Raw genomic sequence first — 18,211 nt, 5'->3', positions numbered from 1 at the left:
TTGAAATGCCCAGACTTTCGCGCAGCCTCGTGACATTGGCCGTTCTGCTGGCTGCTGGAGCCGGGGCGGCCTATCTGACGCGTGATCGCTGGCGCGCCTCAGCTCCGCCATGGTTGCAGGCCTATCTGCCGCCGGCCGAGACCGCCGACCAGAGCAAGCCCGCGCCAGCAAGGGCGGGCGGCGGCCGGCGCAGCCGCCGCGGCAGTTTCGATAGCGGCCCCCTGCCCGTGCTGATCGCTGAAGCCAAGACAGCCGACGTGCCTGTTTATCTCTACGGTGTCGGTACCGTGAAGGCGTACAATACCGTGACGATCACCCCGCAGGTGGGCGGGCAGATCGTCGAAATGCCGTTTCGGGAGGGCCAGGACGTCAAGAAGGGCGACGTGATCGCCCGTATCGACGATTCGACCTACAAGGCCACGCTGGACCAGGCCATTGCCAAGAAAGCCCAGGATCAGGCCCTGCTCGACAATGCCAAGCGCGACCTCCAGCGCTATATGGGCCTGGTCGCCAGCAATTCGGTAACCCGGCAGACGGCCGATACGCAGCGCTCCACCGTGGCGCAATACGAGGCCCAACTCAAATCGGACGATGCGGCCATCGCCAGCGCACAGGCGACCCTGGCTTACACCATCATTACGGCGCCGATCGACGGACGCGCCGGCATCCGCAACGTGGATGTGGGCAATGTCGTCCAGGCTTCCAGCAGCACGGGCCTCGTCACGCTGACGCAGATCAAGCCCATCGCGGTCCTGTTCTCGGTGCCGCAACAGGCCTTGGCCGAGATCGCGCCGGCCGGTGGCAAGGAACCGTTGCAGGTCGAGGCCGTTCGCGGCGACAACAAAATCGTGATCGATACCGGCAAGCTCGAAGTCATCAACAACGAGGTGGATGCCAGCACCGGCACGATTCAGCTCAAGGCGATCTTTCCCAACGCCTCGCTGGGTCTGTGGCCCGGGGCCTTCGTGAATGCCAAGCTCAAGGTGAGAACACTGGCAGGTGTCGTCGTTGCGCCCACCGCGGCGATCCAGCGCGGGCCCAACGGCACTTTCGTCTATGTGCTTGGTGATGACGGTACCGCCAAGATGCGCCCGGTCACCGTCAGCCAGCAAGGCGATGAGCAGGTTGTCGTCGATAGCGGCCTGAAAAACGGCGAGAAGATCATCACCACTGGCTTTGCAAGGCTGAGCGACGGTGCCAAGGTCGAGGTTTCCAAGTCGGGGGCCGTTCCGGCCGAAGACGACGAGGAGGGCCTGGAGGCGCCGGCGCCCGCCGCGCAGCCCGAGAGCGGCGGCAAGGCGGAGGGAGGAGACGGCCAGCCTCAACGCAAAGGGCATCGTCGCCAACAGGGTGGCGGCGCTACGCCTGCGCCAGCACCAGCGCCATGAACGGGGTCTCCGCCCCCTTCATTCTCCGGCCGATCGCCACCTCACTGCTCGGCATCGCCGTGCTGCTGGGCGGTCTGCTCGGCTATTTTGCCTTGCCGATCGCCCCCCTGCCCCAGGTCGATTTCCCGACCATCCAGATCACCACCCAGTTGCCGGGGGCCGAACCGGAAACCATGGCGAAACTGGTGACGGCCCCCCTGGAGCGCAATCTCGGCCAGATCCCGTCGATTGCGACCATGGTTTCGTCGTCGGCTTTCGGCATCAGCCAGATCACGCTGCAGTTCAATCTGGATCGCGACATCGACGGTGCCGCTCAGGACGTGCAGGCGGCCATCAACGCCTCAGCTTCCACCTTGCCCTCAGGCCTGCCCTACCCGCCGAGCTATGCCAAGGTGAACCCGGCCGACACGCCGATCCTGACCCTGGCGCTGCGTTCGAAGACGCAGACCATCCGAAACCTGTCCGACATGGCCGATACCCTGCTGGCTCAGCGCTTCGCCGAGGTCAGCGGCGTCGGCCATGTCGACGTGCAAGGCGGCGTGCGCCCGGCCCTAAGGGTGCAGGTCAATCTTGCCCGGGCCGCGGCTTATGGTCTGGGCCTGGAGGATATAAGGCTCGCCATCACCACCTCGACGGTTGCCGGCGCCAAGGGCTCCCTCAACGGCGCGGCCCAGTCCTACACGATCGCGGCCAATGACCAGATCAGCGCGGCCGATGCTTTCGCCGACGTGGTGATCGCCTACCGCAACAGCGCTCCCGTGCGACTCAAGGACATCGCCGATGTGGTCGAGGGCCTGGAAAACGCACGGGTGGGTGCCTATTACAACGGCCAGCCGGCCGTGGTGATCGACATCATGCGCCAGCCGGGCGCCAATGTGATCGCCACGGTCAACAGCGTGCTGGCGGCGTTGCCGGAGCTCCGCCGCAGCCTGCCGGCCGACATCTCGCTCGAAGTCGTCAACGATCGCACGCAAACCATCAAGGCCTCGATCGACGAAGTGGAGATGACCCTGGCTCTCAGCGTCGGCCTGGTGATTCTAGTCGTCTTCGTCTTCCTCAGAACCTTACGCGCGACCATCATCGCGGGCGTCGCCCTGCCGCTCTCGTTGATCGCGGCTTTTGGCGTCATGTGGTTCTGCGGCTTCAGCCTCGACAATCTCTCGCTGATGGCGCTCACCATCGGCGCCGGCTTCGTGGTCGACGACGCCATCGTGATGATCGAGAACATCGTGCGCCATATCGAGGATGGCGAGAATCCGTTCGATGCCGCGCTCAAGGGTGCCAAGGAAATCGGCTTCACCATCATTTCGCTGACGGTATCGCTGATCGCGGTGTTCATTCCGCTCCTGTTCATGACCGGCATCGTCGGGCGCATGTTCCGCGAATTCGCCCTGACCCTGACCATCGCCGTGGTCGTTTCGGCCGTGATCTCGCTGACACTGACGCCAATGATGTGCGCGCGCCTGCTCAAATCAGGCCATAGTGAGCGCAAGGGGCTGCTGGACTGGGTCGATCGCGGCTTCGATGCCGTCATCCGCGGTTATCGGGCCAGCTTGGTATGGACCTTGCGCCACGGCTTTTTGATGTTGCTCCTCACGCTCGGCACGCTGGCCACCACAGTCTGGCTCTATATCGCCATGCCCAAGGGCTTCCTGCCCCAGCAGGATACCGGGCTGATCACGGCCGTGATCCAGGCCGAGCCGACGGCCTCCTTCGATGCCATGAAGAAGGCGCAGGCCACCATTGCCGACATTGCCCGCAAGGACCCCGATATCCTCTCCGCCGTGGCCAGCATCGGCGTCTCGGGGAGCAATCTCACCTCCAATACCGGCTCGCTCTCCCTGGTGCTCAAGCCGCGCAACGAGCGCAAGGCAGGCGCCACCGATATCATTCCGCGCCTGCAGGCCGAGACCAACCGGCTGCCGGGCCTGCGCGTGACCTATCAGAGCGTGCAGGACATCCGCATTACCGCGCGAGCCGGCCGCGCGCCCTACCAATATACGCTGACCGGCACCGATGCGAACGACGTCGACCGCTGGGCCGACCAGTTGGCCGCCGAACTCGAACGCTCCGGCGTGATGCGCGACGTCACCTCGGAAGTGCAGAATGGCGGTGCCAGGCTCTTCGTGGATGTCGACCGCGACACCGCATCCCGCCTTGGTGTGTCCATGCAGGACATCTCCAACGCCCTGAACAATGCTTTCGGCCAACGCCAGGTCGCTACCATCTATGCCCAGGCCAACCAATATCGCGTCATCCTGGAGGCGGCGCTCGACGATCAGGTGGGACCGAGCGTGCTCAGCCGGATCTATGTTCCCAGCTCAGCCAGCACCTCCGGGCTTGCCACCACCACCAATCCCACGGCGGGGACAGTCGGCGCCAGCGGTACTGCGACCAACATACCGACCGCATCGGGCGCCGCCGACAATCAGGTGCCCCTGAGCGCCTTCACCAGCATCCGTCACGAGACGGCGCCGCTGGTGGTCGAGCACGACGATCAATTCCCCTCGGCAACCATCAGTTTCGATGTCGCCCACGGAGCCTCGCTCAGCGATGCCGTTGCCGCGATCCGCCAGGCGCAGGCCGCGATCGGCATGCCGGCGTCGATCTCCACCCGTTTCACCGGCGATGCGGCGGAGTTTTCTTCCTCCCTCGCCAACCAGCCCTGGCTGATCCTGGCGGCCGTGATCACCATCTATATCGTGCTGGGCGTGCTCTATGAGAGCGCCATCCATCCGGTGACGATCCTCTCGACCTTGCCATCGGCTGGCGTCGGCGCCTTGCTTGCGCTCGAATATACCGGCCATGAACTGTCCCTCATCGCGCTGATCGGCATCGTGCTCTTGATGGGTATCGTCAAGAAGAACGCCATCATGATGATCGACTTTGCCATCGAGGCGCAGCGCGAACGAGGCATGGATCCGCATGAAGCCATCGTCACCGCTTCGGCCCTGCGCTTCCGGCCTATCATGATGACCACGCTGGCGGCACTGTTCGGCGCCCTGCCGCTGGCGCTCGGCCACGGCATGGGATCGGAACTGCGGATACCGCTCGGCATCACCATCATCGGCGGCCTGCTGCTGAGCCAGTTGCTGACGCTCTACACCACCCCCGTGATCTATCTCGGCTTCGAGCGGCTGCGCGAGCGCTTTGCCCGCAAGCCGCAGGCGATACCGCAGGCATGAACATCTCGGAGCCCTTCATCCGCAGGCCGATCGGCACCATCCTCCTGGCGATGGGGCTGTTGCTGGTGGGGCTCGCCGCCTATCGGCAATTGCCGGTCTCCAGCTTGCCCGCCATCGATCTGCCGACCATCGTGGTAACAGCCAGCCGTCCCGGCGCCGATCCGTCGACCATGGCTGCCAGCGTCGCGGCGCCGCTTGAACGCAAGCTCGGGTCGATTGCCGGCGTGACCGAGATCACGTCGCGCTCATCCCTGGGCTCGACCCTCATCATCATCCAGTTCGACATCGCCCGCGACGTCGACAGCGCGGCACAGGACGTGCAGGCCGCCATCAATGCCGCGGCATCCGACCTGCCGTCGGATCTGTCCACCGCGCCCTCCTTCCGCAAGTTCAACCCGAATGCCCGTCCGATCCTGATCCTGGCGATGACCTCCGATACGGTTGGCGCCAGCGACATGTTCGATGCCGCCGACAGCGTGATCGTGCAGCGTATTTCGCAGGTCGAGGGTGTCGGCGAAGTCGCCGTCAGCGGCGCGGATCAGCCGGCCATCCGGGTCACGCTCAATCCTGATCGCATTGCGGCCATGGGCCTGTCGATGGAAGCGGTGCGCCAGGCGATCGTGGCGGCCAACGCCATCAGTCCGCTCGGCTCCCTGGACGGCCCCGACATCGTCATGGCGCTCGACACCGGCGGCCAGATGTCGGCGCCGGAGGATTATGCATCCATCATCATCCGTTCGGGCAATGGCACCGCGGTACGCCTGGGCGATATCGCCACCGTGGAGCGCGGCGTTCGCAACCTCAATTCCAGCGCGAGCTATAACGGCAAGCCGGCCATCCTTCTCAACATCACCAAGGAAGCCAATGGCAACGTCATCGAAACCGTCAATGCCATCAAGGCATTATTGCCAGTTCTGAAGGCGCGCATTCCGGCCGGAATCGACATCGACATCCTTACCGACCGCACCACCACGATCCGCGCCAGCGTCGACGACATGCAATGGACGTTGATGGCGTCCGTCATCCTGGTCGTGCTGGTCGTCTTCGTATTTCTTCGCCGCTCGACGCCGGTCCTGGCGGCCGGTGTCACCGTGCCGCTTTCGCTGGCTGCCACCTTCGGGGCGATGTGGCTCGCCGATTTTTCCATCGACAATCTCTCCCTGATGGCGCTGGTCGTCTCGGTCGGTTTCGTCGTCGACGACGCCATCGTCATGGTCGAAAACGTGCATGCCAAGCGTGAGGCCGGCCTGCCGCCCCTGCAGGCCGCGATTGAGGGTGCCCGGCAAATCGGCTTCACCGTGGTGTCGATCAGCCTGTCGCTCCTGGCCGTCTTCATCCCCTTGCTCTTTGCTGGAGGGATTACCGGCAAGTTCCTGTTCGAATTCGCGATGACGCTGGCTTTTGCGGTGATCGCCTCGACCGTGATCTCCCTCACCCTGACACCGATGATCCTGGCCCATCGTGGCCATGAGAGTGCTGGTATGCGACAAGGGCTATTCGATCGCCTGGTCGAGGGAACTCTGCAGCGGGTCGTGAACCTCTATGGTGCCAGCCTGCGCGGCGTGCTCAATCACGGCTTCCTGACGCTGCTGGTTATCTTCGCCACGGTTTTCGGCACCGGCTGGCTCTACTATGCCTTGCCGAAATCGCTGGTGCCTCAGGATGATGGCGGCTTTATTCAAGGTTTTTCTCAAGCTTCTTCGGATGCATCCTACGACGCCGTGGTGGTCTGGCAACGTCAGGTCGCGGCGATCATTCAACGCAACCCCTATGTCACCGGGGTCGGTTCCTCCATCGGCTCAAGCCCTTTCGGCGGCACCAATTCCGGTCAGCTCAGCATTTCCTTGCTTCCCCCGGACCAGCGTCCTCCCACTGAGGATGTCATCGCGCAATTACGCAAGAGCGTGCGTACGGTTGCCGGGCTCAACGTGTTCATGTTCTCGCCGCAGGATGTTTCCGCGGGCGGGCGCCAGTCCCAGTCGCAATACCAGTATACGCTATGGTCTGGCGACTCCGACCTCCTGGTCGAATGGGCGCCGAAGGTGATGGAGAGGCTGAAGACCGTGCCGGGATTGACCGATGTCAATTCCGACAGGCAGCGCAACGGCTTGCAGGCCAAACTTGTCATCGATCGCGAGGCGGCTGCGCGTCTCGGGGTGGCCATTACGTCGATCGATAGCGCCCTCAACAATGCTTTTTCGCAACGGCAGATCTCCACGATCTACACCCAGCGCAATCAATATCGCGTGGTGCTCGCCGCATCCCCTGAGCAGAGCCGCGATCCCAGCGACATGACAGGCCTCTACGTGCCCGGCAGGTCGGGCCTGGTGCCGCTCTCGGCGGTTGCTTATGTGGAACGAGGGCTCGCGCCACAGCAGGTCAATCATCAGGGGCAATATCCCGCCATTACCCTCTCCTACAATCTTGCGCCGGGCACCAAGATCCAGGACGCCTCGGATGCCATCGAGGCCGCGGTGGCCGGCATGCACCTTCCCGCCGATATCAGGGGGGAATTTGCCGGCGACGCCAAGCAGGCGGCTCAATCCGGTTCTAGCCAGCCTCTGCTGATCCTGGCGGCCTTGCTGGCCGTCTACATCGTGCTCGGTGTTCTCTATGAAAGCCTGGCGCACCCGCTCACGATTCTCTCGACCCTGCCTTCGGCGGGACTGGGCGGCCTGCTCGCCCTCCATTTCGCCAATATGGAACTGACTATCGTCGCCTTCATCGGCATCATCCTGCTGATCGGTATCGTCAAGAAGAATGGCATCATGCTGGTGGATTTCGCCTTGGAAGCCGAGCGTGAGCGCAATCTGAGCTCCAGTGAGGCCATCTTCGAGGCATGCCTGGTGCGGTTCCGGCCGATCCTGATGACCACGCTCGCCGCTATCTTGGGAGCGCTGCCCCTGATCCTGGCGACCGGCCCCGGCACGGAATTGCGGCGCCCGCTCGGCGTCACCATCGTGGGAGGCTTGATCGTGAGCCAGATCCTCACGCTCTACACCACGCCGGTGATCTATCTCATGCTGTCGCGCCTTCACCGCCGCTGGAGTGTCAAGCCGCAGCGGCCGGGGCAAGCGACCGTGCAGGCGCCAAGCTCCGGTTAGGCGAACAGGGTGGCGAGATCCTTCAGGGTCTCACCGCTGGCGTGAGGAGAAGTGCCCAACCTTTCAGGAGGATGCTTGCCGCGGTTCACCCAGTAGGTGTGATAGCCGAACCAGGTTGCGCCGCTGATATCCCAGCTATTCGACGAGACGAACAGAATGCGCCCGGGCGGCATGCCGAGCCGGTCCGGCCCCAGCTGATAGGCCGCCCTCGCGGTCTTGTAGCAGCCGGCGGCGTCGACACTGAGGACATCGTCGAAGAGGCCGGCGAGCCCAGATGATTGCAATGCAGCCTCCAGCATGGCCGGCGTGCCGTTCGAGAGGATGCCGAGCCGCACCCCTTTGTTCCGAAGATCCAGCAGCGCGGCAGGTACTTCCGGAAAGCTCGGCAAGGACCAGTAGGCGGCCAGCAGGTCGTCCCGCTTTTGCCGGGGCGCGGTCAGGCCAAGCCGCTCGATGGAATAGTCCAGTGCATCAGCCGTCACTGTCGCGAAATCCGCATAGTTTCCGCTGATCGTGCGCAGCCATGTGTAGTTGAGTTGCTTGTCCCGCCAGAGCGCGGAGAGCTCGGTGCCGCGGCCAGGAAAGGCCTGTTCTGCCTTCTCGGTGATGAAGCCAAGGTCGAGCAATGTGCCGTAAGCATCGAACAACACCGCTGAAAAAGGAACGAGCGTATTCATCGAGGAACTCCTGCAGCAATCTGTCAAGACACCGGATAGGCGGCCTGCCGCAACGATCATACGGCAACAGGTGAAGCGCCTTTCAAGGTCGCCTCGCGGTGTAGATGGCCGTCATGAAATGCCGCATAACCCTGCCCCCGAACTCCTCGTCGACAATGGCTCCGATGCGGTCGAGGAACGCCTGGCGTTCAATTTCCGGCAGTCGGGCGACGGGAGAAAAGGTGGCTGTCAGCCCAAGGATTTGCTGCTTGTTCAAAACGGGCCGCCAGCGCACCTCCTCGGCAATGATGGACTCAAACCCGCTTGTTCGAGCTCGGCAATACGGTGCTTCCTGTCGAGGCCGAAATGCCCTTTCGGCCCGTCGCCATGCGAGGGACTTTTCTGCAATCGCTCGAACAGCGCGTGCGTGCGTTGATGGAACGCGTCGGCTTCATCCGGGTCTCCGAAGATGTTCCACCACATCGCCCAATGCCCGCCGGGACGCAGAAGGTGGAATGCTTTAGCCAGGGCCTGGCCGGGCTCGATCCAGTGGAGGGAGGTTGCGGCAATGCCAAGATCGAAGGAGGCGGCCGGCATAATAGCCTCTTCGAACGTAACAGTCTGCACGTTCAGCCTGTCTGCATGCGCGTTCTGGCTATCGACGAGAAACGCTGCCAGCCTAGCATCCGGCTCGACAGCCGTCACTCGGCAGCCCATGGCGAGCAATGGAACGGTCGCCAGACCGGTTCCTGGCCCAATCTCGAACACGCTCTTGCCCTCACCCACCCGGCAACGGGTCTCGAGGATCTCAAAGATGCGATCGGGATAGTCAGGCCTGAAAGCAGCATAGGCGCGCGCATTCTCTCCGAAGAGAGTTCTGCCGGCAGTTCGGGCAATCGTCGCTGGCATGGAGATACCCGTTTTCCTTCCTTTTACCGCATGGTCGGGTGCCGGCCTTTATCCCGCCGTCCTATGGTACCTGCCTGTGCGGAAGATGAATGAATAGCCCATCATCTCTGGCGAAATAGCTCGGCTCCGCACTGAAATCCGCTTGTGCGACATCCCGGTGACTGTAAGCTACCTGCCAGTATCAAGAGATCCGGGGAGGATTGGCCGTCAGAATCGAAATCGAGCCGATCAGTATCTTCGACGATGCGTGACGGGCGCGGCGGTTGATGAAGGGATGTGCTTGGGCGAAGTCCAAAGCATATCTCTCAAAAACCAACCTACGATGTCCGCTACCACCTCTCGCGGAAGAAATCACAAAGTATAACGATAATGCGTTGGAGGAACATATGAATGCCGGGGCCTCGTTCGACAAAAGCAAGAACGCGCTAAGCCGTCATCGCAGCGTCTGGGAAATGCGCTCTGAAAGCTGGATCGGCCTCGTCGACGATCTGAGCCGACTGGTAGCCCTCCCTCCCGACCATCCCGAACGCCAGTCCCGCCTGACCCATATCAGCGAGCTGATTGCCGCCCTCTCCCCGATCGAAAGCTATTGGGCCTTTCCGGGGGGCCGGGTCTTCGCCGATCTGTGTAACTGGATTGAACGGGGCGAGTTGGCGCGTGCGCATCAAACGGCACGCCGCATCCATCGCGTGCTGGTAGCCCGGACCTATCGGCATGAGGCAAGCTCGCTCGAAGGCGATGGCGAACTGCCCTCGCAGATCGAGACCGAAAGCGAACGTCAGGCACAGTTGTCGCGCCCCTATTTCGAAGTGCTCATCGTCGACGAGATGTCGGCCAGCGAAGAGGCGGCGCTACGCCGGCGCGTTCAGCGCAAGCGCCATGCCGAGGATGAGTTCATCTTCGACATCGTCATCGTGCCCAGTTTCGAAGACGCCCTGATCGCCACGCTGGTGAACTTCAACCTGCAGGCGGTGGTGATCCGCCACGGCTTTCCTTTCCGTTCGATCTACAGCGACGATATGCTGCGCCGCTTCCTCGACGGTGTTCAGGACGGCATCGAAACCATACCCGAATTCGAGCGGGGCCCTTTGCTTGGCCGCCAGATCGCTCGATTGCGTCCGGAGCTCGACCTCTATCTGGTCACGGACATGAAGGTGGAGGATATCGCGGCGACCGCCGGCGAAGTGTTCAAGCGCATCTTCTTCGGCGAAGAGGACCATGTCGAACTCTATGGCGCCATCATGCAGGGAGTCGGAGAGCGCTACCACACCCCCTTCTTTGACGCGCTGCGGGATTATGCCAAGCAGCCGACCGGCGTGTTCCACGCCTTGCCCCTTGCCCGTGGCAAGGCGATCCTCAATTCGAGCTGGATCGGGGACCTCTTGCAATTCTACGGCATGAACCTGTTCATGGCCGAGACGTCGGCGACCTCGGGTGGCCTCGATTCCCTGCTCGATCCGGTCGGTCCCCTCAAGATTGCCCAGGAACATGCCGCGCGGGCCTTCGGCGCCCGCCGTACCTATTTCGCCACCAACGGCACCTCGACTTGCAACAAGATCGTGGTGCAAGCCCTGGTGCGGCCCGACGATATCGTGCTGGTCGATCGCAACTGCCACAAATCGCACCATTACGGCCTGGTGCTGGCGGGGGCACAGGTCGCCTATCTCGACTCCTACCCGCTCGACCAATATTCGATGTATGGCGCCGTGCCGATCCGCCACATCAAGGAAACGCTGCTGAGCTTCAAGCGCGCCGGTACGCTGGACCGGGTGCGCATGGTGCTTTTGACCAACTGCACCTTCGACGGCATCGTCTACGATGTCGAACGCGTGATGCTGGAATGCCTGGCGATCAAGCCGGATCTGGTCTTCTTGTGGGACGAGGCCTGGTTTGCCTTCGCGCGCTGCCATCCGGTCTATCGCCCGCGCACTGCCATGGCCACGGCGGCGCGCCTTACCGAGATGTTCAAGGATCCGGCCTATGCCAAGCGCTACGAGGAGTTCGCCGCCAGCGTCAATTGGGATGACGAGGAGGCGTTGCTCGAACGGCAGCTGATCCCCGATCCCGACAAGGTGCGCATACGTACCTACGCCACCCACTCGACCCACAAGACCCTAACGGCCTTGCGCCAGGGCTCGATGATCCATGTCTGGGACCAGGATTTCCGGGACAAGGCGGAGGAGGCCTTCCACGAAGCCTATATGACCCATACCTCTACTTCGCCGAACTACCAGATCCTCGCCTCGCTCGATGTCGGCCGGCGACAGGTGGAGCTCGAGGGCTATGAACTGGTGCAGCGCCAGCTCGAACTGGCGATGAACCTGCGCGACCAGGTGCAGGCGCATCCCCTGCTCAAGCGCTATTTCCGCTTCCTGGCGGTCGGCGACCTCGTGCCGCTGCAGCACCGGGAATCCGGCGTCGAGAGCTATTTCAACGAGGAGACGGGCTGGAACAATTTCGAGCTGGCCTGGCGCACCGACGAGTTCGCGCTCGATCCGACCCGGGCGACACTGGCGATCGGCGCCACCGGCCTCGACGGCGACACCTTCAAGAACAAGGAGTTGATGGACAAATACGGCATCCAGATCAACAAGACCTCGCGCAACACGGTCCTGTTCATGACCAATATCGGCTCGACGCGCTCGGCGGTGGCCTATCTGATCGAGGTACTGGTCAAGATCGCGCGCGATCTCGACCGCAGCGCCGCGGACATGAGCAGTATCGAGCGGCGCATCCACGCCAAGAAGGTGCGATCCTTGACGCTCGAACATCCGCCCTTGCCGGATTTCTCCAGCTTCCACCGGGCTTTCCGCGGCGACAATCTCGCCAGCAACACGCAGACCCGCAATGGCGACATCCGCAGCGCCTTCTTCCTGTCCTATGACGACAGCAATTGCGAGTATGTGAACATGATGGAGGCCTCCCGGGCGATCCAGGCGGGACGCGAACTCGTCTCGGCTTTGTTCGTGATCCCCTACCCGCCCGGTTTCCCAATCCTGGTGCCCGGCCAGGTCATCAGCATGGAGATCCTCCAGTTCATGTCGGCCCTCGACGTGCACGAGATCCATGGCTACCGCCCGGATCTCGGCTTCCGCATCTTCAGCGAAGAGGCCCTGGCCCGCACCCAGGAGCGGGCGCTGGCCAAGACCACCGTGATCCAGGCCCAGCAGGAGGCCATGCAGAACTAGAATGGTGAGCCTGGCGCCGGAAGCGTCAGAACAGATTGCCGTAAAGTGGCATGGCAGCAGCACCGAGGGCAGCGACAAGGTCGCTCGGTGCCTGCGCCCGCTCCAACACGATGGGTTTGGGCCGCGCATTCATCTGATAGGCGGCGACTGTGCGGCGCGTGCGCTCGACGAGGCGTCCCAGCACGGGTTCAGGCAGCAGGCCGCTTATCAGGATACTGGAGATGTCGGTGATATTGGACACGCTGGTCAAGGCGCGGCCGAGATCGGTGCCCGCCTGCTCGACCCAGCGGCCGAGATCGGGATCGTCGCAAAAGCCCGGCGCGGAAAAATCCAGGGACTCGACATTGGGCTTGCCCAGGAAACGCGCCAGCCCGCGCAACGACACTACGGTTTCCAGGCAACCGCGGGCACCGCAATAGCAGATCTCGCCGTTCGGATAGGTATGGATATGGCCGATCTCGCCGGCATTGCCGTAGGAGCCGCGTACGGCCCGCCGGTTGAAGATCAGGGCGCCGCCCAGGCCATAGCCGACAAAGGCATAGATATAGCTGGGCAGATGATGGCCGCCGCCGAACCAATATTCCCCCAGGCCGGCCGCCGCCCCGTTGATCGCGATGAAGACATCGTGTCCGATCAGCTCAGACAGCGCCTTTTCGAAGGGATAGTTGCGCCAGGCGGGGTATTGGCTCGATTGCCCGACTGCCCCCCTGTCGTGATCGACCGGCCCCATGACCGAGACGCCGACGCCAAGCAGCTTTTTGGGGCGCATCGGATGGGCATCGAGGCGGGAGAACAGCGTAGCGAGCAGATGCGTGGACGGTTCGGGTTCCTCGATGCGCAACTGCTCTTTCTCATGCGCGATGATGTTGCCGGCAACATCGACGAGCACGGCCCGGGCAAACTCGTGATCGAAGTGCAGGCCGATCGTGGCGGCGTAACCCGAGATGAGGCGCAATCCACGGATAGGCTGACCCAGGCGTGGACGCCCGGCACGATCCGCCGCCGGTGTGGCTGCAACCTCCGCCACCAGCCCCTCTTCCATCAACGCAGCGACGATCTGGGTGATGGCCGAAGGCGTCAGGCCCGTCTCAGTGGCAAGATGCGTGCGCCCGATCCCGGGCGACTGCCGAATGCCCTCAATGACCAGGCCCCGATTGAGGTCGCCGACCCGCGAGGCATTGTAGCCTCGCGGCCTGCGTCGCCCGGCGGACGATGGGACCGGTCTTTCCCGGTTGGACTCATTCATGACGCGACCAATGCCGACAGGACTTCAGCCCTGCCCAACGAGACATGCCTTGTTTAGACCCTAAAGCGCTTTGCGACTCGGCGGAATCGCCCAGAATCGCAAAGACGCTCATGCCAATCCATTGGATTGGCTTGGAAACAATGAACTAGAGCAAAGAGGTGTTTGCGTTCAAGCGCGCTTTGCTCTGGATGTCGCCTCGATGGTCCAGTCCTTTCCATGGCCGAGAAGACGAGCGGGGTCAGCGGGTCAGATAGCCGCCGTCCACGACCAGAACCTCACCGGTGACATAGCTCGAAGCCGGCGCGCACAGGAACAGCACGCAAGCGGCAACTTCGTCGGGCGTCCCAACCCTGGCCATCGGGGTCATATCGCGCCAGATCGGGAACCAGTCGGGGTTTTCGATGCCGCCGCGTGACATGTTGGTATCGATATAGCCGGGCGCAACCGCGTTGATGCGGATGTTCTCGGCGGCGAACTCGCTGGCCAGGCTCTTCGTCATCATGTGAACCGCAGCCTTGGAGGCGTTATAGGCAACCTGGTTCTGCGGCACATTGGAAATAAACCCGGAAATCGAGCCTACATTCACGATCGCGCCGCTGCCTTGCTTGCGCATCGGTACGAGAGCCGCGCGGCAGCCGCGAAAGACGGCATCGACATTGGTGTCCATCACCTGGCGCCAGCGCTCCTCGTCGAAATCGGGGGTATCGCCATGGCTGGCAACGCCGGCATTGTTGACGAGAATGTCGAGCTGGCCCCAGCGTGTGAGAGCCGCATCGACGAGGCGCTGCGGCGCGGCCGGGTCGCGAATGTCGGCTTGGACAAAGGCAACATCATAGCCGGCATCGGCCAGACCCTGCTCGGCCTGCTCGACCTTGCTTCGCCCTGAAATCAGGAGCTTTGCTCCGGCCTCACCCAAGGCGTGTGCGATGGCGAGCCCAATGCCGCGATTGCCCCCAGTGATAAGTGCGGTCTTGCCGTCCAGACGAAATTTCTCGAGCATCGTTTTTCCTATGTAGTGGTGGCTATTTCATCACGCCCTTGGGCGCATGACCGCTGTTGAGGCAGACGGCCAGGATCAGGATCGTGCCGAAGACGATCTGTTGCGCGAGAGCATTGACCCCGACGAAGGTCATGCCCGTGCGAAACACGGCGATCAGCATGGTCCCCGCCAGCGTTCGCAGAACCCCGCCATTACCGCCGGTCAGCGAGGTGCCGCCCAGCACGACCGCGGCAATGGCAGGGAGCAGGAATTCATTGGCGATGGTGGGTGTTCCGCTTGACAGACGAGCCGCGAGCATGACGCCGGACATGGCGGCAAAGGCGCCAGCCAGGGCAAAGACGGCCAATTTGATCCTGACGACACGGATGCCGGAGACGGTTGCGGCGGGTTCGCTGCAGCCGACGGCCTTCATCCTCTTTCCGAAGGGCGTTGCCTGCTCCAGCACAAAGGCCAGGACAAAGATAACGAGACTGACCCAGATTTCGTTGGGCAGGCCGAGCGTGGAGCCAATGATCCAGCTGAGGGCGTCGCCGCGGATTTCGCCGGGGATGCCGATCGCCCGCTGGCCCGAAATCCAAAGAGCCGTCGTCGCCGCTATACCTCCAGTGGCGAGGGTGGCGACGAAGCTGGGAATGCGCAGCTTGCCATGCACGAACCCCGAGAGCAGGCCGAACACCCCCCCGATGAGGATGGCGGCCGGAATGGCGATCAGGCCGTGTCCCGGCAGTAGCAGAGCGAGCACGATGGAGGCGATGGCGGCCACCGATTGCATCGACAGATCGACCGATCCGACATAGATCACGAAGGTCATGCCGAGAGCCATCACGAACAGGGTGGCATTGTCCGCCATCAGGCCGATCAGCGTCATGGGATCGAGAAAGCGTGCGTCGAACGCACCCACGACGAGGATGGCGAGGATCAGGGCGATCCAGGGCAGATAGGGCGCGAGGAAACGCAGGCGTATCATGCTTCACACCATGTGCCGGATGAGGTCGAGCGGTTCAGGCGGCGGAACCGCCATCGTGTCGAAGTGTGCCGTCCGGCGCCCGTCCTTCATCACGATGATGGTGTGAGCGAGCCCGAGCGCCTCCTCCAGGGTGTCGCCGATCAGGATGACCGAACAGCCATTGGCGCAAAGCTCCCGGATCAGGCCGTAGACATCCTCCTTGGCGCCCACATCGAGGCCGCGTGTGGGATGGTCTAGCAGGAAGATGCGAGCACCGGCATTGTACCATTTCGCCAGCACGACCTTCTGCTGATTGCCTCCCGACAAATTGGCGCAAAGCGTATCGCCGCTCGGCGTCTTGATCCGCATGCGGTCGATGAGGCTGCGCGTTGCGCGGCCGATCTCGCCGAATTTCAAGATACCGAAGCGGCTCATGCCCCTGAGATGAGCGAGGCTGATGTTCTCCTCGACCGACATTTCCTCGACGATGCCCTCGAACTTGCGCTCGCGCGGGACATAGCCGAGCCCCAGAGACACCGCCTGGCTGGGGGAGACGAAACGCAGATTGCGTCCGCGATAATGGGCGCTGCCGAGATGGATCTTCTCCAGTCCGAACAGGCTGCGGATCAGGGCCTCGCTGCCGGCCCCCTCGGTGCCGACCAGGGCGAGGACCTCCCCGACATGAAGGTCGAGATCGATGTCGGCATAGGCCCGCGCACGCGCCAGGCCCCTGGCCTGCAGGGCTATTTCCGTCTGGAACGGCGCCCGTCCTTCCTCCTTGTAGTAGGAGCCCGTGGCAGCGCGCCCGACCATGAGGTGGTGAATGCGTTCCGGGCTCGCCTCGTCCTTGGTCATCTGGCTGACGGTGACGCCGTCCTTGAGAACATAGATCCGGTCGGAAATGCCGATGACCTCGTCGAGCCGATGCGAGACGAAGATGATGCCGGCCCGCTGCTTCAACTTGCGGATGACATTGAAAAGGATGTCGATCTCCGCCTGTTCCAGCACGGAAGTCGGCTCGTCGAGCAGGATGCACAGGCTTCCCTCAACCGCCTCCTCCAAGGTCAGCACCTTGGCGAGCTCAACCATCTGGCGCTGCACGAAGCTGAGTTCCGAGGTGACGGTCAGGGGATCGACGTCCAGGCCGACCTTGGCGAGTTGGCGTGTGGCGGCTGCGGCCATGCGTCGCCAGTCGATGCGGCCGAAACGGACGAACGGGGTTTCGTTGCCCAGGAAGATGTTCTCCGCCACTGATAAATTGGTGATCAGGGACTGCTCCTGGAACACCATGCCGATGCCCCGGGCAGCAGCATCCTTCGGGCCGGCGATCGCCGTCACCTTGTCGTGAATGCGGATCTCGCCCGCATCGGGTTGGTTGATGCCGTTGAGCACCTTCATCAGCGTCGATTTGCCGGCCCCGTTCTCGCCGACCAGGCCGACGACCTCGCCGGCCTTCACGGTGATCGAGACATTCTTGAGGGCCTCGACCTTGCCGAAGCGCTTGGTGATGCCGATAAGTTCGAGCATGGCTTCGGCCCTCACTTCACCACGGAGAGCGCGCGCAGGGGCGTATTCAAGAGCACTGCCCCGATGATCACCACGCCGAGCACACCCTGCTGCACGAAGGTCGGCAGGCCGATGATGATCATGCCATTGTTGAGCACCATCACGATCAAGACGCCGATAAGCGTATTGAATACCCCACCCTTGCCGCCGGTCAGCGCGGTTCCGCCCACCACGACGGCACTGACCGCCGTGAAAAGTTGGCCGCTGCCGATCAAGGCGCTGCCGGCCCCGAGCCGCGCGCAGGCCAGGACGGCCCCGACACCGAAGAAGACGCCGGCCAAGGTGAAGGCCAGGATGCGAACCCGTCCTGCATTGACGCCGGAAGCTCTGGCAAGGTCCTCGCCACCTCCCAAAGCCATGATATGGCGGCCAAGACGCGTATGATCCTGCACATACCAGGCGATGAGCAGCATGACGGCGGCGATATAGACGGCCAGGGGAATGCCACCCAGACGGAAGAGCGCCAAGGCGCGGATCGATGGGTCGAGGATCTGCACCCTCTCGCCGCCGAGCAGGACCGTGGCCAGGCCCGTGCCGACGAAGCCCATGCCGAGGCTGACCATGAAGGACGGCACCTTCATCACCACATGGATGACCCCGAGGATGCAGCCGAAGGCTGCCGCTGTCGCGAGCGCCAAGGGCAGTGCCAACAGGCCGAGATTGAAACCGGTGCCGGTGGAATTGGCCACGAAGGCGCAAAGGGTCGCGGCCGTCACAGCCATCGATCCCTCGATGGACAGGTCAATCGATCCCATCAGGATGATGAAGGTCACACCCAGGGCGAGCGTCAGGGGCGCTGCCGCCGATGCGGTCACCCGAATGAGATTGCCGAGCGTGAGAAACTGCGCATCCAGCAGCGAGATGCCGAGGCATAGGCCGAGCAGGACGAGGACAGGCGCGGCACGCGCAAGGGATTGTCTGGAAATCGCCATTTCGACTGTCTCTGTTCGAGAGTTCCGCTCTGCCCCTGCAAGAGGGGCGATGCGCGAACACTAGCGAGGAAAAGTTGGGAGGGACTTTGCC

At 62.9% G+C, this 18,211-nt stretch carries 12 protein-coding genes; 4 read left to right on the top strand and 8 right to left on the bottom strand.

What is annotated here, in order from left to right; genetic code table 11:
* Nucleotides 1–5: 5 nt before the first annotated feature.
* From ACZYTC_RS08735 to ACZYTC_RS08725, 3 genes are read left to right on the top strand one after another with little or no spacing between them, the layout of a single operon-like run.
* Nucleotides 6–1,388, top strand: a complete 1,383-nt coding sequence (locus ACZYTC_RS08735) for an efflux RND transporter periplasmic adaptor subunit (RefSeq protein WP_488989349.1) — start codon at nucleotides 6–8, stop codon at nucleotides 1,386–1,388.
* Nucleotides 1,385–4,573, top strand: coding sequence for an efflux RND transporter permease subunit (locus tag ACZYTC_RS08730; protein ID WP_488989348.1), 3,189 nt, complete (start codon nucleotides 1,385–1,387; stop codon nucleotides 4,571–4,573). Before ACZYTC_RS08735 ends, ACZYTC_RS08730 begins: the two co-directional genes overlap by 4 nt.
* Nucleotides 4,570–7,677, top strand: coding sequence for an efflux RND transporter permease subunit (locus ACZYTC_RS08725; RefSeq protein WP_488989347.1), 3,108 nt, complete (start codon nucleotides 4,570–4,572; stop codon nucleotides 7,675–7,677). The genes ACZYTC_RS08730 and ACZYTC_RS08725 overlap by 4 nt, the downstream gene beginning before the upstream one ends.
* Here ACZYTC_RS08725 and ACZYTC_RS08720 read toward each other — a convergent pair.
* From ACZYTC_RS08720 to ACZYTC_RS08710, 3 genes are all read right to left on the bottom strand, one after another.
* Nucleotides 7,674–8,354 carry a haloacid dehalogenase type II gene (locus tag ACZYTC_RS08720; RefSeq protein ID WP_488989346.1) on the bottom strand — a complete coding sequence of 227 codons (681 nt, stop codon included), beginning with the start codon at nucleotides 8,352–8,354 and terminating at the stop codon, nucleotides 7,674–7,676. The two genes, ACZYTC_RS08725 and ACZYTC_RS08720, sit on opposite strands and share 4 nt — an antisense overlap.
* A gap of 82 nt (nucleotides 8,355–8,436) precedes the next feature.
* On the bottom strand, nucleotides 8,437–8,610 hold the full coding sequence (locus tag ACZYTC_RS08715) for a hypothetical protein (RefSeq protein ID WP_488989345.1): 174 nt from the start codon (nucleotides 8,608–8,610) through the stop codon (nucleotides 8,437–8,439).
* Nucleotides 8,607–9,242 (bottom strand): class I SAM-dependent methyltransferase, encoded by a 636-nt coding sequence (locus ACZYTC_RS08710; RefSeq protein ID WP_488989344.1) that lies wholly within the window; start codon nucleotides 9,240–9,242, stop codon nucleotides 8,607–8,609. The genes ACZYTC_RS08715 and ACZYTC_RS08710 overlap by 4 nt, the downstream gene beginning before the upstream one ends.
* Nucleotides 9,243–9,628: 386 nt before the next feature.
* Between ACZYTC_RS08710 and ACZYTC_RS08705 the strand changes: the two genes are divergently transcribed.
* Nucleotides 9,629–12,430: an aminotransferase class I/II-fold pyridoxal phosphate-dependent enzyme gene (locus ACZYTC_RS08705; RefSeq protein WP_441771745.1), complete on the top strand. Its 2,802-nt coding sequence runs from the start codon at nucleotides 9,629–9,631 to the stop codon at nucleotides 12,428–12,430.
* A gap of 25 nt (nucleotides 12,431–12,455) precedes the next feature.
* Here the strand turns inward: ACZYTC_RS08705 and ACZYTC_RS08700 are convergent, their stop codons facing one another.
* The 5 genes from ACZYTC_RS08700 to ACZYTC_RS08680 all read right to left on the bottom strand — a co-directional run bounded on the left by ACZYTC_RS08700 (nucleotide 12,456) and on the right by ACZYTC_RS08680 (nucleotide 18,120).
* Nucleotides 12,456–13,676 (bottom strand): ROK family transcriptional regulator, encoded by a 1,221-nt coding sequence (locus ACZYTC_RS08700; protein WP_488989343.1) that lies wholly within the window; start codon nucleotides 13,674–13,676, stop codon nucleotides 12,456–12,458.
* Nucleotides 13,677–13,914: 238 nt separating this feature from the next.
* Nucleotides 13,915–14,676, bottom strand: a complete 762-nt coding sequence (locus ACZYTC_RS08695; protein WP_488989342.1) for an SDR family NAD(P)-dependent oxidoreductase — start codon at nucleotides 14,674–14,676, stop codon at nucleotides 13,915–13,917.
* A 22-nt stretch (nucleotides 14,677–14,698) separates the two neighbouring features.
* Entirely contained in the window at nucleotides 14,699–15,643 is a 945-nt protein-coding gene (locus ACZYTC_RS08690; RefSeq protein WP_488989341.1) for an ABC transporter permease, read from the bottom strand.
* 3 nt (nucleotides 15,644–15,646) lie between these two features.
* Entirely contained in the window at nucleotides 15,647–17,149 is a 1,503-nt protein-coding gene (locus tag ACZYTC_RS08685) for a sugar ABC transporter ATP-binding protein (RefSeq protein ID WP_488989340.1), read from the bottom strand.
* Nucleotides 17,150–17,160: 11 nt separating this feature from the next.
* Nucleotides 17,161–18,120: an ABC transporter permease gene (locus ACZYTC_RS08680; protein ID WP_434956473.1), complete on the bottom strand. Its 960-nt coding sequence runs from the start codon at nucleotides 18,118–18,120 to the stop codon at nucleotides 17,161–17,163.
* Nucleotides 18,121–18,211 lie beyond the last annotated feature (91 nt).

The sequence above is a fragment of the Labrys sp. F242 genome (assembly GCF_057813875.1).
This window is presented reverse-complemented; position numbering and strand designations above follow the sequence as displayed.